The sequence below is a fragment of the Mesorhizobium sp. M1A.T.Ca.IN.004.03.1.1 genome, from assembly GCF_003997555.1.
Classification (GTDB): Bacteria; Pseudomonadota; Alphaproteobacteria; order Rhizobiales; family Rhizobiaceae; genus Mesorhizobium.
This window is the reverse complement of record NZ_RZTV01000001.1, coordinates 948913-966810: the sequence shown is the minus strand read 5'-3', so window position 1 is coordinate 966810 and position 17898 is coordinate 948913. Positions and strand designations below refer to the sequence as shown.

Annotated in this window: 14 protein-coding genes; 11 read left to right on the top strand and 3 right to left on the bottom strand. The window is 60.7% G+C overall.

Annotation, left to right across the window (positions count from 1 at the left end; all coding sequences use genetic code 11):
* The first annotated feature begins 14 nt into the window (after nucleotides 1-14).
* Both EOD29_RS04610 and EOD29_RS04605 read left to right on the top strand, forming a co-directional pair.
* Entirely contained in the window at nucleotides 15-1238 is a 1224-nt protein-coding gene (locus tag EOD29_RS04610) for a glycosyltransferase family 4 protein (RefSeq protein ID WP_206520451.1), read from the top strand.
* Complete coding sequence (locus EOD29_RS04605; RefSeq protein WP_095823334.1) at nucleotides 1235-2392, top strand: glycosyltransferase family protein; 1158 nt, start codon at nucleotides 1235-1237, stop codon at nucleotides 2390-2392. Before EOD29_RS04610 ends, EOD29_RS04605 begins: the two co-directional genes overlap by 4 nt.
* A gap of 77 nt (nucleotides 2393-2469) precedes the next feature.
* Here EOD29_RS04605 and EOD29_RS04600 read toward each other — a convergent pair whose 3' ends face one another.
* On the bottom strand, nucleotides 2470-3141 hold the full coding sequence (locus EOD29_RS04600) for an SAM-dependent methyltransferase (RefSeq protein WP_095800629.1): 672 nt from the start codon (nucleotides 3139-3141) through the stop codon (nucleotides 2470-2472).
* An 83-nt stretch (nucleotides 3142-3224) separates the two neighbouring features.
* Between EOD29_RS04600 and EOD29_RS04595 the strand changes: the two genes are divergently transcribed.
* The 4 genes from EOD29_RS04595 to EOD29_RS04580 all read left to right on the top strand — a co-directional run bounded on the left by EOD29_RS04595 (nucleotide 3225) and on the right by EOD29_RS04580 (nucleotide 7738).
* Nucleotides 3225-3578 (top strand): hypothetical protein, encoded by a 354-nt coding sequence (locus EOD29_RS04595; RefSeq protein WP_095800379.1) that lies wholly within the window; start codon nucleotides 3225-3227, stop codon nucleotides 3576-3578.
* Between the two features lie 15 nt (nucleotides 3579-3593).
* The gene (locus tag EOD29_RS04590) at nucleotides 3594-6308 is read left to right on the top strand and encodes an ABC transporter ATP-binding protein (RefSeq protein ID WP_127246025.1); all 2715 of its coding nucleotides are present in this window, start codon (nucleotides 3594-3596) and stop codon (nucleotides 6306-6308) included.
* A 102-nt stretch (nucleotides 6309-6410) separates the two neighbouring features.
* Entirely contained in the window at nucleotides 6411-6857 is a 447-nt protein-coding gene (locus tag EOD29_RS04585; RefSeq protein ID WP_067326300.1) for a cyclic nucleotide-binding domain-containing protein, read from the top strand.
* A gap of 35 nt (nucleotides 6858-6892) precedes the next feature.
* Nucleotides 6893-7738, top strand: a complete 846-nt coding sequence (locus tag EOD29_RS04580) for an MBL fold metallo-hydrolase (RefSeq protein WP_067326303.1) — start codon at nucleotides 6893-6895, stop codon at nucleotides 7736-7738.
* A gap of 50 nt (nucleotides 7739-7788) precedes the next feature.
* On the opposite strand, the gene EOD29_RS04575 is transcribed toward EOD29_RS04580, so the two are convergent.
* Complete coding sequence (locus tag EOD29_RS04575; RefSeq protein ID WP_127246024.1) at nucleotides 7789-8565, bottom strand: polysaccharide deacetylase family protein; 777 nt, start codon at nucleotides 8563-8565, stop codon at nucleotides 7789-7791.
* On the bottom strand, nucleotides 8562-9650 hold the full coding sequence (locus EOD29_RS04570) for a glycosyltransferase family 4 protein (protein WP_127246023.1): 1089 nt from the start codon (nucleotides 9648-9650) through the stop codon (nucleotides 8562-8564). Before EOD29_RS04570 ends, EOD29_RS04575 begins: the two co-directional genes overlap by 4 nt.
* 75 nt (nucleotides 9651-9725) lie before the next feature.
* Here EOD29_RS04570 and EOD29_RS04565 point away from each other — a divergent pair, with 75 nt between their 5' ends.
* The 5 genes from EOD29_RS04565 to EOD29_RS04545 all read left to right on the top strand — a co-directional run bounded on the left by EOD29_RS04565 (nucleotide 9726) and on the right by EOD29_RS04545 (nucleotide 17898).
* Nucleotides 9726-10904, top strand: a complete 1179-nt coding sequence (locus EOD29_RS04565) for a DUF3095 domain-containing protein (RefSeq protein WP_127215850.1) — start codon at nucleotides 9726-9728, stop codon at nucleotides 10902-10904.
* A gap of 108 nt (nucleotides 10905-11012) precedes the next feature.
* The gene (locus EOD29_RS04560; RefSeq protein ID WP_067326315.1) at nucleotides 11013-12356 is read left to right on the top strand and encodes a nucleotide sugar dehydrogenase; all 1344 of its coding nucleotides are present in this window, start codon (nucleotides 11013-11015) and stop codon (nucleotides 12354-12356) included.
* A 267-nt stretch (nucleotides 12357-12623) separates the two neighbouring features.
* Nucleotides 12624-13964 (top strand): adenylate/guanylate cyclase domain-containing protein, encoded by a 1341-nt coding sequence (locus EOD29_RS04555; RefSeq protein WP_066994087.1) that lies wholly within the window; start codon nucleotides 12624-12626, stop codon nucleotides 13962-13964.
* Nucleotides 13965-14107: 143 nt separating this feature from the next.
* The gene (locus EOD29_RS04550) at nucleotides 14108-16003 is read left to right on the top strand and encodes an ABC transporter ATP-binding protein (protein ID WP_067326322.1); all 1896 of its coding nucleotides are present in this window, start codon (nucleotides 14108-14110) and stop codon (nucleotides 16001-16003) included.
* The gene (locus EOD29_RS04545) at nucleotides 16000-17898 is read left to right on the top strand and encodes an ABC transporter substrate-binding protein (protein WP_095823329.1); all 1899 of its coding nucleotides are present in this window, start codon (nucleotides 16000-16002) and stop codon (nucleotides 17896-17898) included. The genes EOD29_RS04550 and EOD29_RS04545 overlap by 4 nt, the downstream gene beginning before the upstream one ends.

The window sequence follows — 17898 nt, the reverse complement described above, 5'->3', positions numbered from 1 at the left end:
ATCGCAAGATCGTCATGGTTCTGAAGGGTTATCCGCGGCTGTCGGAAACCTTCATCGCGCAGGAACTGCTCGGGTTGGAGCGAGCGGGGTTCGACCTGATACTCGTTGCGCTGAGGCGGCCAACCGACGCAAAACGCCATCCGGTGCATAACGAGATCAAAGCGCCCGTCCATTATCTGCCGGAATACCTGCATGAAGAACCGCTGCGCGTGGTTCGCTCGCTGTTTGCTTGTCTGCTGCGGCCAGGCTTCTGGCGCGCGTTCGGATCGCTGGCTGCCGACATCCCCCGCGACTTTACGCGCAATCGCGTGCGCCGCTTCGGGCAAGCGCTCGTGTTGGCGGCCGAATGGCCGGAAGATGCGGGCTGGCTGCATGCGCATTTCGCGCACACACCGGCATCGGTGACACGCTATGCCAGCCAGCTTCGCGGTCTGCCGTGGAGCTGCTCGGCCCATGCAAAGGACATCTGGACTTCGGCTGACTGGGATCTGGCTGGCAAGCTTTCCTCGGCCCGCTGGACGGTCACCTGCACGAAAACCGGCTTCGACCGTCTGAAAAAACTCGCAAACGGCAACTCGTGTTTACATCTGAGCTATCATGGGCTCGACCTTGATCGCTTCGGCAGCTTCCGCGGGGCGCGCAAACCGCATGACGGCTCGGCACCGGACGAACCGGTTATCGTTCTGAGTGTCGGGCGCGCCGTTGAAAAGAAAGGTTACGATACCTTGCTGGAGGCGCTTGCCCTCCTGCCTGGTGATTTGGCGTGGCGTTTCGAGCATATCGGCGGTGGCGACGAACTGGAACGGCTCAAGGCGCTGGCGCAAAAGCTCGGCCTGGATGGTCGCGTCTCTTGGAGAGGCGCGCTTGCTCAGGAGGAGGTGCTTGAGCACTACCGCCGCGCCGACATCTTCGCCCTGGCCTGCAGGATCACCGCAAATGGCGACCGGGACGGTCTGCCGAACGTTCTGGTTGAGGCGGCCAGCCAGCGGCTCGCCTGCGTGTCGACCGATATTTCCGGCGTGCCGGAGCTTTTATCTCCGGATGAAACCGGGCTGCTGGTCCCGACAGAAAATCCAATTGCCCTGGCACAGGCGCTGGAGCGCCTTATCCGTGATCCCGTGCTGCGCGCCCGCCTCGGTGACGCTGCAGAGTGGCGCGTGCGCGCCAATTTCGATCATATGACAAGCATTGGGCAGCTCAAGGAACTCTTCGAGCGGGAGTGGCGGACCGCCGAATGAAGCGACTGCGCGCCTTCTTCTATGTCCAGCACCTCCTCGGTATCGGCCATCTTGCGCGCGCCAGCCGCATTGCGGCGGCTCTGGTCGATGACGGGTTTGACGTAACCGTGGTGACGGGCGGCGCGCCGATCGCGGGGTTTCCAGGATCGGGCGTCAAATCTGTATCTCTGCCACCCGTCACCTCCGGCGATGAGGGATTTTCCGGACTTGTCGACCTGCAGGGCAAACCCATCGACGATGCTTTCAGGAGATGGCGTTCGGAGATGCTGTTGCAGGCCTATCGGGATTGCGGGCCCGATATCGTCATTGTCGAGGCGTTTCCATTTGGACGCCGGCAGATGCGTTTCGAACTCCTGCCGCTGATCGAGGCCATCGACGCGACATCACCCAGACCGCTGCTGGCGACGTCCGTCCGTGATATCCTTCAGGAGCGCGTCAAGCCGGGCCGAAACGAGGAAACGGTCGATCTCATCAACAGGCATTTCGACCTTGTCATGGTCCACGGCGATCCGGCTTTCGCGACCATCGACAAGACCTTTCCACTGGTCGGGGCGATCAGGGCCAAGGTCGCCTACACTGGGCTCGTTGCCGCGCCGCCACCGCCCGCGGTCTCCGAGCGCTTCGATGTTCTGGTGTCGGTTGGCGGCGGGGCTGCCGGAAAGAGCCTCGTTAGTGCCACTGTTGCAGCGGCGCGGAATGCCAACAGCGCTTGGAAATGGTGTTTGATCACCGGTCCCAACCTGCCGAAAGGCGATTTCGACGCGATCGCACGCGATGCCACGCCGGGCCTGTCCGTCTTCCGGTTCCGCGAGGATTTCGCCAGCCTGCTGACCGGCGCCCGCCTCTCGGTCTCGCAGGCGGGTTACAACACGGTCTGCGACGTGCTTCGCGCGGGTTGTCGCTCCCTACTCGTTCCATTTGCAGCGGGCGCGGAAACCGAACAGACGGTTCGCGCCCTGATGCTCGAAGAACTCGGTCTTGCAACGGTGCTGACGGAAAAGGACCTAACGCCTGAAGGTTTGGCGCGAGCGATCGAACAGGCGCTTGCTGGACCGAGGCCGTCCGCGCATCGTCTCGATCTGGAAGGCGCGCGTCGCTCGGCCCAAATCCTGCGCGAGCGACATCGAACATGGTCCCTGAAAACGGAACTCTAGCTAACGCGCGTCGCCCCGGTGAGATTCGCGCGACGTCGTTATTCGACAGCCGTCACGCTTCTTTAGAGCGAAATGCGTTAAACAGTTCCAATCAGCATGAAACGCGTATAATTTTTGGTCGGCAGTTCGCCCGCGAACCGCACCTCCCGTAGCGGCGCCATTGCTTCGAAGGCTGCCAGTGAAGCCACGCAGTTGACGTGCGTCGGCTCGCTGAAATAATCGTTGGATTGCAGCAATACATTCGTGCCCCGCGGAAGCAGGGCAAGCCAGGCGCGCAGATCGACTATGTGTTCGCAGCTCGTATTGACCACCAGGTCGGGCTGCGCGGCCACATAGTCAACGGCGTACATATCTGCCGTCAGCGCGCGGAACCGGTCAACGGCATCCCGGTTGAGGGTCCGGGCGACCGGCGCGACTTCAGGATCGATGTCGATGCTATCAATCGCTCCGATGTCGAAGCGAGCATCGTTGAAAAGCATTGCCGGCAATACGCCGTACCATCCACCCAGAACCCATATGCGCCCGAACCGGCCGCCGCAGCTATCGAACAGCTTGTCGAGTGCCCACATCTTGCAGGCGACCTGCTTGTGGTTGAAGGCGTTGGCGATATCGGCCTGCGGATGCCTGGCGATGACGCGCGCCAGCCCTGCCACGAGAGGGTGGTTGACATAGGCGGCAATTCCCCGCGTGAGGTCCAAGGCCTGTTCGTGCCCGTCCATGCCCGCATTGCGTGGTTGCGTGACATCCATCATACTCGTCTTGTAGGTTGGGATTTCGGGCGACACAACGCAATCTTGCCCCGGCAAGGCTGGTTGGTTCGCGGACGTTGATCATGCTGCACGCCGCTTCGCCATTGCCCCGTGCCGGAGAGGGGCTGTCGCATCAGTCCGGACCATCGGCGTTCATGCGCCAGCATCAGCAGCGCAGCTGTGGCGGCCGTTCGCCAAAACGCCACGGCAGCCGTCAATCGTTTGGCCAGCTGCTTTCTTCGCTAATCAACAATGCCCGTGTTGCGGTCATCGACCATGCGCCTGAACTGGATCGCGCCGCCTCGCAGCGTCCTTTCATCGTTGAGCGCAGGACAATCACGGTGCACTGTGGCTCGAAGCATGTCGTTGGCGACGAAGAAATTGCCGATGCGCCATTAGCCAGCAGGTGCTTCTATGTCCTGCAGCCTTGCAATTGAACGGTCCACGGTCGGATGGAACCCAGTTTAGCCCGCTATATCTGGACGCACACCAAGAAGCAGCAGGTCTGGATATTGATGATCGTCGTGCTTTCGATGATCCCGTATTTCATATCCTTCGATCTGCCGAAGCTGATCGTCAATGGCCCCATCCAAGGTAAGGGTTTCGGAGAACCCGGTGCGACCCAGCCGTTCATGAGGCTGCACTATGACCTGCCATTCATTGGTGAGGTGCAGTTCTTCTCCGGCTTTCAGCTCGACCGCACGGAGACGCTGTTTGCGCTGAGTATTGTTTTCCTTTTGCTAGTCATCATCAACGGCCTGTTCAAACTCTACATCAACACATACAAAGGCCGACTTGGCGAGCGTATGCTGCGGCGTATCCGATTCGATCTGATCGATCGCGTGCTGCGGTTTCCGCCGATTTACTTCAAACGCGTGAAATCCGCCGAAGTGGCGACCATGGTGAAGGACGAGGTGGAGCCGCTGGGGGGCTTCATCGGCGATGCCTTCCTGCAGCCGGTGCTGCTCGGCGGTCAGGCGCTGACGGCCATGCTGTTCATCATGGTGCAAAACTTCTGGCTCGGAACGATTGCGGTCGTGATCGTGGTGATCCAGATCGTCCTCATCCCGCGCATGCGGCGGCGGCTGATCGTGCTCGGGCGCGAACGGCAGTTGACGGCGCGCGCGCTCTCGGGCCGGGTCGGCGAAATCGTCGACGGCATCGGCGCGGTTCACGTCCACGACACATCAAACTACGAGCGCGCCGACATAGCTGCCCGGCTCGGCCTCATTTTCAAGATCCGCTTCGATCTTTACCAATGGAAATTCATGGTGAAGTTCCTCAACAATTTCCTGGCGCAGCTCACGCCCTTTCTGTTCTACATGATCGGTGGCTACCTGGTCATTCGGGGGCGGCTGGACGTCGGCCAACTGGTGGCCGTGATCAGCGCCTACAAGGACCTGCCCGGACCGATGAAGGAACTGATCGACTGGGATCAGGCTCGCCAGGATGTCCAGGTCAAATACCAGCAGGTCGTTGAGCAATTCACCGTCGAGGGTCTCATTGCGCCAAGAATTGGGGCGTTGACGATCGATGCTCCCGGTCCGATGACCAACCCGCTGTCGGCGATCAATCTGTCCATAGCGGACGATGGCGGTGGAATGCTCCTCGACCGGATCTCGCTCCAGGTCAAGCCGGGTGAGACGGTGGCGCTGGTCAGCACCGCAACAGGTGGAGCGGAGGCGCTTGCGGAAGCCTTCGCGAGGCTGAACTGGCCGGACAGCGGGAAGATCGCTTCGGGCGCCGACGACCTGCTTGAACTTCCCGAAGCGGTGACCGGCCGGCGCATGTCCTACGCCTCGTCGGATGTTTTCCTGTTCCATGCAAGCCTCCGTGATAACCTGCTCTATGGGTTGAAGCATGCGCCGCTGACATCGGTCCCTTATGAGGGTGCTGCGGCAGACCAGCAGCGCTGGAACGTTCACGAGGCGCGGCGGTCGGGCAATTCGGACCTCGACATCCGGAGCGACTGGATCGACTATGCATCCGCCGGCGCCACCGGCCCGCACGACCTCTTTGAGGCGGTGCGCCGGGTGCTCGACGCAGTGCTTCTGTCGCGCGACATTCTGGATCTTGGCTTGCGCTCCTCGGCTGACCTGACGCGTCACACGGAACTCGCCAGGCGCATCGTCGAACTGCGTGCGGCGCTGCGAACCCGGCTGGAACAGGAAGGGCTGAGCGGACTGGTGGTTCCTTTCGAACCAGGCGCCTACAACAAGGAAGCATCGATCGGCCAAAACCTGCTCTTCGGCGCCGCCGCCGGCCCCGAACTGGCCGACAAGGCGCTAGCGGCCAATCCCTATTTTGCGTCTGTGCTGAGGCAAGCCGGCCTCGACCGCACGCTTTTCGAGATGGGCATGGAGATCGCCGAACAGGCGATCGAGCTGTTTGCCGACCTGCCGCCCGATCACCAGTTCTTCCAGCAGCTCGCCTTCATGGGCGCCGAAGAGATACCCGCCTACGAAACCTTGTTACAACGGCTCAAGAACCGTCCCTACGAGGCAGTTTCGGAGAACGATCGCGCCATGATCGTTACACTGAGCTTTGCCTATATCGAGCCCCGGCACCGCTTCGGCCTGCTGAGCGAGGATCTGATGAGCAAGATCGTCGCTGCACGCAACCGGTTCTATGAAACCCTGCCGTCCGAGCTGCAAAATGCGATCGAACGCTATGATCCTGCCAAATACATTGCCGCGGCCAGCGTCATGGATAATGTCCTGTTCGGGCGTGTGGGCAACAACCATCCCGACGCGCCGGATCGCATCCGCTCCATCGTCTATGACATTCTCGACGAATTGGGGCTTTATGCCGAACTTCTGGATGTTGGCCTGGACTTCAACGTCGGCGCCGGCGGCAGGCGGCTGACCGCTGGACAGCGGCAGAAGCTCGATGTTGCCCGGGCCCTGCTCAAGCGTCCCGATTTTCTCATTCTCAACCGGCCGCTGTCGGCGCTCGACCAGCGTGCGCAGGACAAGGTGCTGCGAAACGTGCTCGACGAAGCCAGGTGCGACGGCCATTCGCCGGCAATTGTGTGGGTCGTGACGAATCCGGCAATGGGGATGATGTTCGATCGCGTTATCGTCTTCGACTCGGGTAAATTGGTGGAAGACGGAACGCTCGAGACACTTTTGGCAGGGAAGGGTATCTTCAAGGAACTGCTGTCTTAGATCAACGGGCATTGAGATGGGATCGTTCTGTCGGTGGGAATTGGCTGCAAGGCCTCGGGATACGGCGCCTGGCAAACGCGAATTTTGAGAAGGTTTGCGACAATGCTGCTCAAGGATGAAGTTGGAATGCTGCAACGCGTTCCCTTGTTCTCCGGCATCGAACCGACAAAGCTCAAGCTGCTTGCGTTCACATCCGATCGTGTGAGCTACAGCGCCGGCCAGATCCTTTTCCGGCAGGGCGACGAGGGAGACGCCGCCTATGTCATCCTTTCAGGCAGTGCGGATGTTCTGGTCGATTCCGACAGCGGGCCGATAAAAGTTGCCGAACTGGCGCCAAATTCGATCGTTGGCGAGATCGCCATCTTGTGCAACAGCTCCCGCACTGCCACCGTCAGAGCGGCAAGTCCGCTGGAAGCCTTGAAAATCAGCAAGGATCATTTCCTGAGGCTTATGAAGGAGTTCCCGGAGATGACCATCGAGATATTGCGGGTTCTTGCCGATCGTCTAAGCCATACGACCGCGGACCTGATCGACGCACGAAACGCCTAGCAGCAGTTGTTGGCCACGACGGGCGAAGGAGCAGCATGGATTTCCTGGTCAGGTTTTGGGGCGTGCGGGGCAGCATTTCGGTATCGGGACCAGAATTCTCTCGTTATGGCGGCAACACGAGCTGCATTGAGATGCGATGCGGCAAGCATATGCTTCTGTTCGACGCCGGCTCTGGCCTAGGGCTTGCCGGCAGAGCGTTTCGGGCCTCGGGCGTGACCGATTTCGAGCTGTTTTTCACCCATTGCCATTACGATCACATCATCGGGCTGCCGGCCTTCAAACCGATCTATGACCGGAGCGTCAAGGTCAGGCTTTGGTCCGGCCATCTTGCAGGACGCATGACGACCCGTCAGATGGTCGATGAATTCATGCGGCCGCCGTGGTTTCCGGCCAAGCTCGACATCTGCAAGGCAAGCATCGACTGCCGCGATTTCGTATCCGGAGACGTTCTAAGGCCGCGCGAAGGAGTGGTCGTCCGGACCGGCAGTCTCAACCATCCCGGAGGCTGCATAGGCTACCGCGTCGAATGGGGCGGCCGCGTCGTGGCGGTGATCACAGACACTGAGCACGAGCCGGGTAAGCTCGATCAGGCGGTGCTCGACCTGATCGAAGACGCCGACCTCGTCATCTACGATTGCACCTACACCGAGGACGAAATGGAAGACCGCCGTGGCAACGGGCACTCGACATGGCAGCAGGGCGTCAAACTCTGTGAGGCAGCCGGTGCCCGAGGGCTTGGGCTGTTCCACCACGATCCGACACGCACCGACGACCAATTGGACGAGATCGAGAAACTGGCCAAAGCCAGGTTTGCCGGCGCTTTTGCCGCGCGGGACGGCCAGACGCTCAAATTTCCAGTCTCATTGCACAAAAAGCGCTGAGCTATTTTGCTCTATCTTATTGTTTTGATGCAATTCCGGAGGAAAATCGCTCACACTTTTCCTGGAATTGCTCTACCGCCGCTACGCCCGATCAATGTCCTGATCGGAAGCCATGCGCAGGCTTCAGTCTGTGCGGCGACTGTGAACAGCCGTTCGAGAAAAAGCCAGGCCGATTCATCGTGTACGAGATGGTGCGTGAGCAGGCCGACCGGTTCGCCACCGTCGAATGCATGCCGCAATTGCGCAATGATGGCCTGAACCAAGGACCCATGATCGCGACAGCCGCGCGTGCCATGCCAATCGACGATGTCGACATTGCTGTTGATGACCGGCACTGGGGCCAGCTTCGGCGGCCCAAAGACCGACAATGCCGCAAATCCTACCGATCCAAGCTCCGATACCAAGCCGGCGTCGATTCTGTTCCAGGGTGGCACCAGCATCGGAACGGCACGCGCGCCGTGCAACCCGGTTAGGCGCGACAGCCCGCGGGCCATCTCATCGAGCACCGCCTGGCGTGGCCGATGGGCGCCGAGTTCCTGCTTTTTCTGGTCCTGCGGCGCATAGTTTCGGTGCGCCCAGCCATGGATGGCGACCGAGGCATGCGGCGCCTCGTCAAGCCGGACGACAAGCCTCTCGTCGGTCAGCGCCGGAATGACGGCCAGAGTGAGCGGCACCTCGAATGCACGGGTGAGTTCCACCAGCCGATCAAGCGCAGCCGTCGGATCCACAGCGTCGTCGTCGCGCAACCAGAACTCCGCCTTGCGGTCCGCCCGTCGCCAGCACGCCAGTTCTTCCACCAAGGGCTGCCAGATCTGATCGACTGTCATGCAACCGCGATCTTCGCAAGAAGTTCGGAAAGACGCGCCGCTGCAGTACCGAGAGAGCGTTCTTCGAGGATGAAACGTCTGGCGTTGCCGGCCATGGCGGTTCTTTCGTCGTCACGGACCAGAAGCCTTTCAATGGCAGACGTGAACGCCGCCACATCGCCCGGCGGGGTGAGAAATCCGGTCTGGCCATCCCGCACGACCTCCGGCACGCCGGCGATGTCCTGCGCCACCACCGGAAGGCCGGCAGCTTGTGCTTCAAGATAGGCAACGCCATAAGCTTCGCCGCAACCCGGCCAGACGTAAATCCCTCCACTGTAGAGGACATCCGGCACGGCGGCTGGCTCGATCTCGCCAAGCCATTCGATCCGGTCGGCGGGCAGGCCGGCGAATTGCGCTTTGACCTCGTCACGGGCAGGCCCGTCCCCGACGACCGACATGGTCCAGGGCAGGTGGCCGATCGGAGCGAGGGCGTGCGCGAGCATGCGATAGCTATCGACCTTGTCGCCCGGTCGCATCATGGCGACGGTAACGAGACGCGTCGGACAACCACGCGCCGACAGTTCCCGGAATACCGATGTGTCGATGAAGGGCGAAAGCATGCCGAAAACGGCGTCTGGAAGAGCGTCTGTCAGTCCCCGACAATCCCTTTGCGTGAAGCAGATGTTCAGCGCCGCCTGTTCGACGGCTCGCGCCACCAAGGCTTGCATATCGGCCCAAAAACCGACGTTGCGCCGCTTCGAATAGGAGGCTTCCGCGGTCACATAGGGGATGGCAAAGGCCGACGCCAGCTCGGGCCCGATCAGGTCGGGCGCCTTGTAATAGAGATGATAGGAGAACCAGAGGTCGGGCTTGCCGTCACGCTGCCAAAGCTCTGTCAGCCGCGCGACTTCCTCTCGGGCTTCGACCTTGAGCGCATCGAAACTTTTCGACTCCGGTTCGCGTAGATAGAAGCGCAATTCGGATGCCAGATCGACGCGATGCCCTCCATGCTCAAGCGCCTTGATCAACATCCGTGCCATCTGACGGTCGCCAGAGGCAACGGCATGATTGGGCGACTTCAGCGGCGCGTAGAAGGCAATTCGCATCGCCGGAGCCTATCATTCGAAAGCCTGCGCAAGTCAATTTCGAAGCATGATCGAGTTTCACCTTCAAGCAGTGGAATGTGCTATTGCATGCTCATGGAAACAGCCGCAGCGTCCGACCCGTTCGTCGCTTCCTTGCCGGTGTTCGCGAAGTTCGAAAGCGTTGCCGACATCGACAACTATCGGCCGCTTCCCGATGGCTGGGCGCTGGCCACCGCCGACATCGTCGGCTCGACCAAGGCGATCGAGGCAGGGCGCTATAAAACCGTGAATATGGCCGGCGCCAGCGTCATTTCGGCGCTGCTCAATGCGCTGGGTCGGCAAGATCTTCCCTTTGTCTTCGGCGGCGACGGCGCGCTCGTGGCGTTTCCGAGTTCGGCGCTGGAGATCACGCGCAACGCCCTGGCGGCCGTCCAGCGATGGGTGGCGGACGAGTTGGCCCTGACCTTGCGTGCCGCAATCGTGCCGATAGCGGATATAAGAGCGCAAGGCCTCGACGTTCGGGTAGCGAGGTTCCGGGCCTCCGAAGCGGTGTTCTATGCCATGTTTGCCGGCGGCGGCGGCAGTTGGGCGGAAGCCGAGATGAAAGCGGGGCGCTACCTGATCGATCCTGCGCCGGCCAACGCGCGGCCGGATCTGACTGGTCTCTCCTGCCGCTGGAGCCCGATCGAAGCCCGGCATGGCGAAATCGTCTCGATCATAGCCGTTCCGGGCGCCTCGCGCGATGTGCGCGGTTTTCAGGTTCTGGCTTCCGACATCATCGCCCTTGTCGGTCGACAGGAACGTGATGGCCATCCGGTGCCGGTGAACGGGCCGGCCTACGGTTTTTCGCGCGCCGGCCTCGATCTCGAGGCCCGGGCCGTCGCGCCGGCGGGAAGGCGGTGGTTGTCGAAGCTGTGGATAGTGTTCCTGTTGTCGCTTGCGGCTGTGACCGATCGATATGGCTGGACGATCGGGAGGTTCGATCCGAAGATCTACAAACGCGACGTGGCCAGCAATTCGGATTTCCGGAAGTTCGATGACGGCTTGAAGATGACCATCGATGTAGATGCGGATTTGTTGCAGCGGATCGAGCACCGGCTGCAGCAGGCCGAAGAGGCGGGCATTTGCACCTATGGCCTGCACCGCCAGCAATCGGCGTTGATGACGTGCCTCGTCGCCTCGCCGCTGCAGCGCGATCATGTTCATTTCATCGACGGCGCCGCCGGCGGTTATGCGATGGCTGCCGCAAGCCTGAAGGCGAAGGTGTCGGCCTGACGACGGCTTGCGGAGATCCATTTTCCGCAATATGCCTCGGGGTTGTTGGGCCCACATGAGCCTCGCCGTGGAAGCGGGCAGTCTGTCCACATTGAGGAAAACAGATTTTTGGACGCCTCACGATCGACATATGACAGTCTGCTGAACCGGATTTCGACGCGCACCGCGCAAGTCGGGGTGATCGGACTGGGTTATGTCGGATTGCCGCTGGCGGTCGCGGTAGCACGCGCCGGCTTCCCGGTTTTCGGCTTCGACATTGAAGCCCAGAAGGTCGAGAATCTGAACAGCGGGCAATCCTACATCGAGGCGGTGACGTCCACTGCCCTTGCCGTCGAGGTGGCGAGCGGACGGTTTCGCGCCACTGCGGATTTTACCGAACTGGCCGCCTGCGATGTCATCGTCATCTGCGTTCCGACGCCGCTGACGAAAAACCGCGAGCCAGACCTCTCCTTTGTCAGGAACACGGCAGGCACCATCGCGAAGCATCTGCGTCTCGGCCAGTTGGTCGTGCTGGAATCGACCACCTATCCCGGCACCACCGACGACGTGATCAAGCCCATCCTGGAACAAACCGGCTTGCAGTCGAAGATAGACTTCTTCCTTGGCTTCTCGCCCGAACGCGAGGATCCCGGCAACCGCAGCTTTGAAGTCGCGACGATCCCCAAGGTCGTGGCAGGCGACGGCATTGAAGCGGCGGCGCTCGTGAAGGATTTCTACCAGGGTGTGGTCAAGACCGTCGTTCCGGTTTCCACCACCGCGACCGCCGAGGCGGTCAAGCTGACGGAAAACATCTTTCGCTCGGTCAACATAGCCCTGGTCAACGAGTTGAAGGTCGTGCTCGGTGCGATGGGCATCGACATCTGGGAGGTGATCGAGGCGGCAAAGAGCAAGCCCTTCGGCTACATGCCGTTCTATCCTGGGCCCGGACTTGGCGGGCACTGCGTCCCCATCGATCCTTTCTACCTGACGTGGAAGGCGCGCGAATACGAACTGCCGACCCGCTTCATCGAACTGGCGGCAGAGATCAACACGGCTATGCCGCGTCATGTGGTCGATGAACTGGCCAGGGCGCTGGACCGGCGTTGCGGCAAGGCGCTCAGCCGCTCGCGCATTCTCATCATTGGGCTCGCCTATAAGAAGAATGTGCCGGACATCCGCGAGAGCCCTTCATTGCGGCTCATTGAACTCATCGAGGAATGGGGCGGCAAGGCCGAATTCCACGATCCGCACGTCAGAGAAATTCCGGCGACACGGGAGCATATGCCGATCAAGGGGCGTCGGTCTGTCGAATTGAGCGAGGGGACCTTGAAGGATTTCGATGCTGTCGTCGTTGCAACCGACCACGACGCGATCGACTATCAGGCGATCGCCGATCACGCCCTTCTGATCGTCGACACGCGCAATGTTTTCGGCCGCCTCGGGCTAGCCCGAGAGACGGTGGTAAAGGCCTGATGGCGGTCTGAGCCGGCGAATTCTTTGCTCGATGTCAGGATCGTGGTTGCACTCGGCCGGCAGCGTCGACACATAATGCCGCGAGTAAATAGATACAGTTAGCCTGTCGCTCGCCCGCACGGACAGCCAGTTGCGAAGTTCTTCGCCGGCTTTTCCTGCCAAAGCTGGCTTCATTGACTTCGGGGATCTCTTCTTGGGGTCGTTGGCGGACTGTGTTGTGGGCGGATCAAAGGACAATGCCTCGTCTTCGAGGAGTTTCGAGATAGCATGAGCACAACGCAAGCAGAAATTTCCACCATTCTCATGGATAAGGTAGCCGATTGGCTGAACCAATCGGTACTTGCCGGCAACGACCTGGAAACATTGGTAAAAGGCTTTTGCGAACGGCTGGCTGCTGCCGGCCTGCCGTTGAAGCGGGTGCATTTGAGCTTTTCGATGCTTCATCCGCTTTATGATGCGCTTGGCTTCACCTGGGTTCGCGGCCGAGGCTTAGAAATCGAAAGCTTCCGCAATGAGCCCGGCGCGCCGTCCGACAGGTTCCTGACCAGCCCATACTATCATCTGCTCAGCAATAAGCTCGACCACCTGCGACGCCGGCTCGACCCGTCGCTGCCTTCAGAGTTTCCTGTTTTCGATGATCTCAGGCTTATAGGCGTCACCGACTATTTGGCTTTCGTGCATTCCTTCAACGGCAACGCCAGTCAGGGCATGATGGGGTCCTGGTCCACCGACAGTGCCGCAGGGTTCAGCGACAGCATGATTTCGGCGCTGCTGCGCATCCAGAACCATCTCGCTATGGCAACCAAGATGGCGGTGCTCACCAAGCTCGCCGACAACATGATGACCACTTATCTCGGCGGCGACGCCGGCAGGCGCGTGCTTGACGGTCAGATCAAGCGCGGCGAGGGCGATACAATCCGGGCCGCGCTGGTCATGGGCGACATGCGCGGGTCGTCAAGGCTTGCCGAAACCTCCGGCCGTGAAATCTATATCGATACGCTGAACCAGTTTTTCGACGCCGTTGCTGCACCTTTCAATCGCAAAGGGGGGCAGATCATGAGTTTCATCGGGGATGGCTTCATCGCCGTTTACCCTTGCGAAAGGCATCGCTCGCAGTCCGAGATCGCCTGCCAGGCTGCTCTTGCGGCAGCGCGCAGCGCCACAGCGCGCGTGACGGATCTCAATCTGCGCAGAAAGGAAAAGGGGCTAACCGACATAAAATTTGGTATCGGTCTACATGTCGGCAATGTGATGTTCGGCAATGTCGGGCTTACCGACCGGCTCACATTCTCCGTCTTCGGATCGGCTGTAAACGAGGTCCAGCGTCTCCAGGTACTGACCAAGAAATATCCGCACAGCATTCTCGCCAGCAAGGACTTCGCCAGCTATTGCGGCGCCAGCAACTGGCTGACGCTCGGCAGCGAGGAACTGGCTGGCATCAAGCAGAAGCTGACGGTGCTCTCACCCGATCTGTCGGGTGCTCTCGCAGTCGATGAAGACGGTGCGCTGGAGCCGGTTTATGACCGAAGATCGGACGCCGAGCAGGTCATGCTGCTTCACCGCGATGCCGCGCGGCTGTCGGCGGGCGACCCGAGCAAGCTCCAGTAACCGCCACGACCTGATCCGAAGGGCCCCAGATAGACAGTCCGCTCGCCGGTTCCGCCGCTGGCGACCGTTCCGAATCCAAGTTGCTCTAAGCTGGCAATAGGTTAGTCTCGCTTCCGAACCTGCCAGATTGGGGCTGGTGTGGAATGAATTCGGGTGTTGATCTGCTGCGGATCGAGGATGTTGGCATCTCTTTTGCCATCATCGGCGGACCGTTGCATGCCGTCAGGCGCGCAAATCTTCGCGTCCTGCCCGGCAAGGTTACCGCGCTTGTGGGCGAGTCCGGCTCCGGAAAATCGGTTCTCAGCCAGGCAGTGATGGGCATTCTGCCGGGATCAGCCCATGTTCGCGGCCGTATCCTGTTCTCCGATCCCGAAAGGCCCGGCACCACGCAAGATATCCTGAAGATGCCGCGTGATGGACCCGAAATCCGGGCATTGAGAGGCAGCCGCATCGGCAAGATCTTTCAGGAGCCGATGACATCGCTGTCGCCGCTGCACACGATCGGCAACCAGGTCAGCGAATCCTTGCAGATTCATACCCCCATGGCTCGGGCGGAGCGCAAGGCGCGGACCGAGGAAATGCTCGGTCTTGTCGGCTTTCCGAGTCCCAAACGCGCCTATGATATGTATCCCTTTGAGCTTTCAGGAGGATTGCGTCAGCGCGCCATGATCGCCATGGCGCTTATCTGCCGGCCCGCCCTGTTGATCGCCGACGAGCCGACGACGGCGTTGGACGTCACCATCCAGGCGCAAATCCTACATTTGCTGCGCGGCCTTCAGACCAAGCTGAACATGGCGATGCTGCTGATCACCCACGACCTCGGCGTGGTCGCCAACGTCGCCGACGAGGTCGTGGTCATGTACCATGGCGAGATCATGGAAGCGGGACCTGTCGAGGCGATATTCCGCCGACCAGGTCACCCCTACCTGAAGGGCCTGATGGCAGCCGTTCCGCATTTCGACCTGAAGCCTGGCGAAAGGCTAAAGGCGCTGCGCGAGGTGCCGGTGAATGTCGAGAACCTGCTCGGCAAGCAGACGGCGCCGCCGTCGAAGGGGCCAGACGATATCCTGTTGTCGGTCAGGGATCTGAAAAAGACCTTCACAATCCGCAAGTCCGGATTGTTTGGCGGGGATCATCAAACCACGGTTCGCGCCGTGGGCGGCGTGAGCTTCGATATCAGGCGCGGCGAGTGCCTGGGGCTGGTCGGCGAAAGCGGCTCCGGCAAAACCACGGTCAGCAAGATCCTTATGCGGGCTATCACCCCTAGCGGCGGCTCTGTGACGTTCAACGGCCGCGATGGAGCGATCGACGTCTTGCAAGGCGAGGGAGACGCCCTGCGCATGCTGCGCGCCAAAATCCAGATGGTCTTCCAGGATCCGGTTTCATCGCTGTCACCTCGCATGACGGTGGAGAACATCCTGAGCGAGCCGCTGGAGATCCATCAACGTGGCGATGCCGCGTCCCGACTCGCCACTGTCAAAAGCCTGATGCAGGCGATCGGGCTCGATCCGCGCTTCATCAAGCGCTATCCCCACAGTTTCTCCGGCGGGCAGCGTCAGCGTATCGGCATCGCGCGCGCGTTGGCGCTGGGCCCTGAACTGCTGATCTGCGACGAGCCGGTTTCGGCGCTCGACGTCTCTGTCCAGGCGCAGATCTTGAACCTGCTGAAGGACCTGCAGAAGGAACTGGGCCTGACCTACCTGTTCATATCGCACAATCTGGCGGTGGTGGACTACATGGCAGACCGAATCGCAGTGATGTGCGGCGGGCGTATCGTCGAGCTTGCGCCACGCGAAACTCTGCTGAGGAAACCGATCCACCCCTACACGCGCTCACTCGTCGCCGCAGTACCTTTCCCCGACCTCGACAGGCCGATGGATTTCAAGACGCTGAAGCTCAGCGGCGCTTCCGACACCAGCGCATGGGGACCGCAATTCCGCGACGAGGGCGACGAGGATGTATTGTCGCCGCTCGATCTTGGTGGCGGCCACCTCGTGTTGGCCCGACGTTCGGCCGATGTCAGCGAGCTACGCCATTGATCAGCCGGCGCACCGTCCTCGGACTCATGGCTTCGGCGGTTTTGCCGGGCACATTGCACGCAGGCGATCTGGAGCCGCAGTTTCTTCAGCCGCTGCTGAAGGCCCTGGCGCTGCCGGCACTCTCCGAGCGCTTGCCCAAGAAGCCGCGCGTGTTGAATCTCGCTGCGATGGGGCGGCAGCCCGGCCAGTATGGCGGCACGCTGCGCACGATCATCGGCAGTCAGAAAGATATCCGGATGATGACGATCTACGGATATGCTCGCCTGGTCGGCTATGACCAAAAGCTCAACTTGCAAGCCGACATTCTTGAAAGTTTCGAGGTAGCGGACGATCGCGTCTTCACTTTCAAGATACGGGAAGGACATAAATGGTCTGACGGTAGCCTGCTGACGCCGGAGGACTTTCGCTATTGCTGGGAAGATGTCTGGCTGAACGACGAACTTTCGCAAGGCGGGCTCGCCCCGGCCCTGCTGGCCGACGGCAAGCCGCCACGCTTCGAGATCGTCGATGCGTTGACGGTCCGTTATAGTTGGGATGCGCCAAATCCCGACTTCCTGCCCAAGCTCGCGGCTGCTTCGCCGTTATCGCTTGTTCTGCCGGCCGCCTATCTCAAGCAGTTCCACAAGAAATACCAGGATCCATTCCGGCTCGCCGGCCTGATGGAGGAGAACAGGGCCAAGAAATGGACGCTCCTGCATATCCGCATGTCGCGGCAGTATCGCCCGGAGAACCCGGAACTGCCGACGCTCGATCCCTGGCGGAACCGGACCAAGCCGCCGGCTGAGCAGTTCGTCTTCGAGCGCAATCCGTTCTTTCACCGCATAGACGAGAATGGCCGGCAACTACCCTATGTTGACCGGATTGTCATGAATGTGAGCTCGTCGGCGATTATTTCCGCCAAGACCGGCGCGGGCGAGAGCGACCTGCAATGCATGGGAATTGATTTCAGCGATTACTCCTTCCTGAAGGACGCGGAGAAGCGCTACCCGGTCAAGATGCATCTCTGGAAACGCACACAGGGTTCGCGACTGGCGCTGCTGCCCAATCTGAATTGTGCCGACCAAGTCTGGCGTGGCCTTTTTCGCGACGTGCGCGTGCGTCGTGCACTTTCGCTCGCTGTGCACAGGCGCGAGATCAATATGGCTGTGTTCTATGGATTGGCGCAGGAAAGTGCCGATACGGTCCTGCCGGAGAGCCCGCTCTACCGGCCCGAATTCGCGAAAGCCTGGGTCACCTACGATCCTGATCAGGCCAATGCCCTGCTCGACGAGGTCGGGCTTCAGGCGCGTGACGATGACGGCCTGCGGGTACTTCCCGATGGACGCCCGGCGCAGATCGTCGTGGAAACGGCCGGCGAAAGCACGCTGGAAACCGATGCGCTCGAGCTCATCAGCGATCACTGGCGCCAGATCGGTATCGCCCTGTTCATCCGGACTTCGCAGCGCGACATCTTTCGCAGTCGCGCGCTTGGCGGCCAGATCATGATGTCGATGTGGTCGGGCATCGACAATGGCGTGCCGACCGCCGACATGAACCCGTACCAGCTGGCCCCCACCATTGACGACCAACTGCAATGGCCGCTCTGGGGTGCTCACTACTTGTCTCGTGGCAGGCTCGGCGAGGCGCCCGATCTTCCGCCGGTGGTCGAGTTGATGACCTTACTCAAGCGCTGGAACGCATCGACCGAAGCCACGGAGCGCGCTGAAATCTGGAATTCAATGCTGTCGATCTACACCGATCAGGTGTTTTCGATCGGCACGGTGAACGGAACATATCAGCCGGTTCTGGCCTCCTCGCGGCTGCGCAATCTGCCTGACAAGGCGCTCTACGGCTACGACCCGACCGCCTATTTCGGTGTCTACATGCCCGATACATTCTGGCTTGGAGAGTCCTGA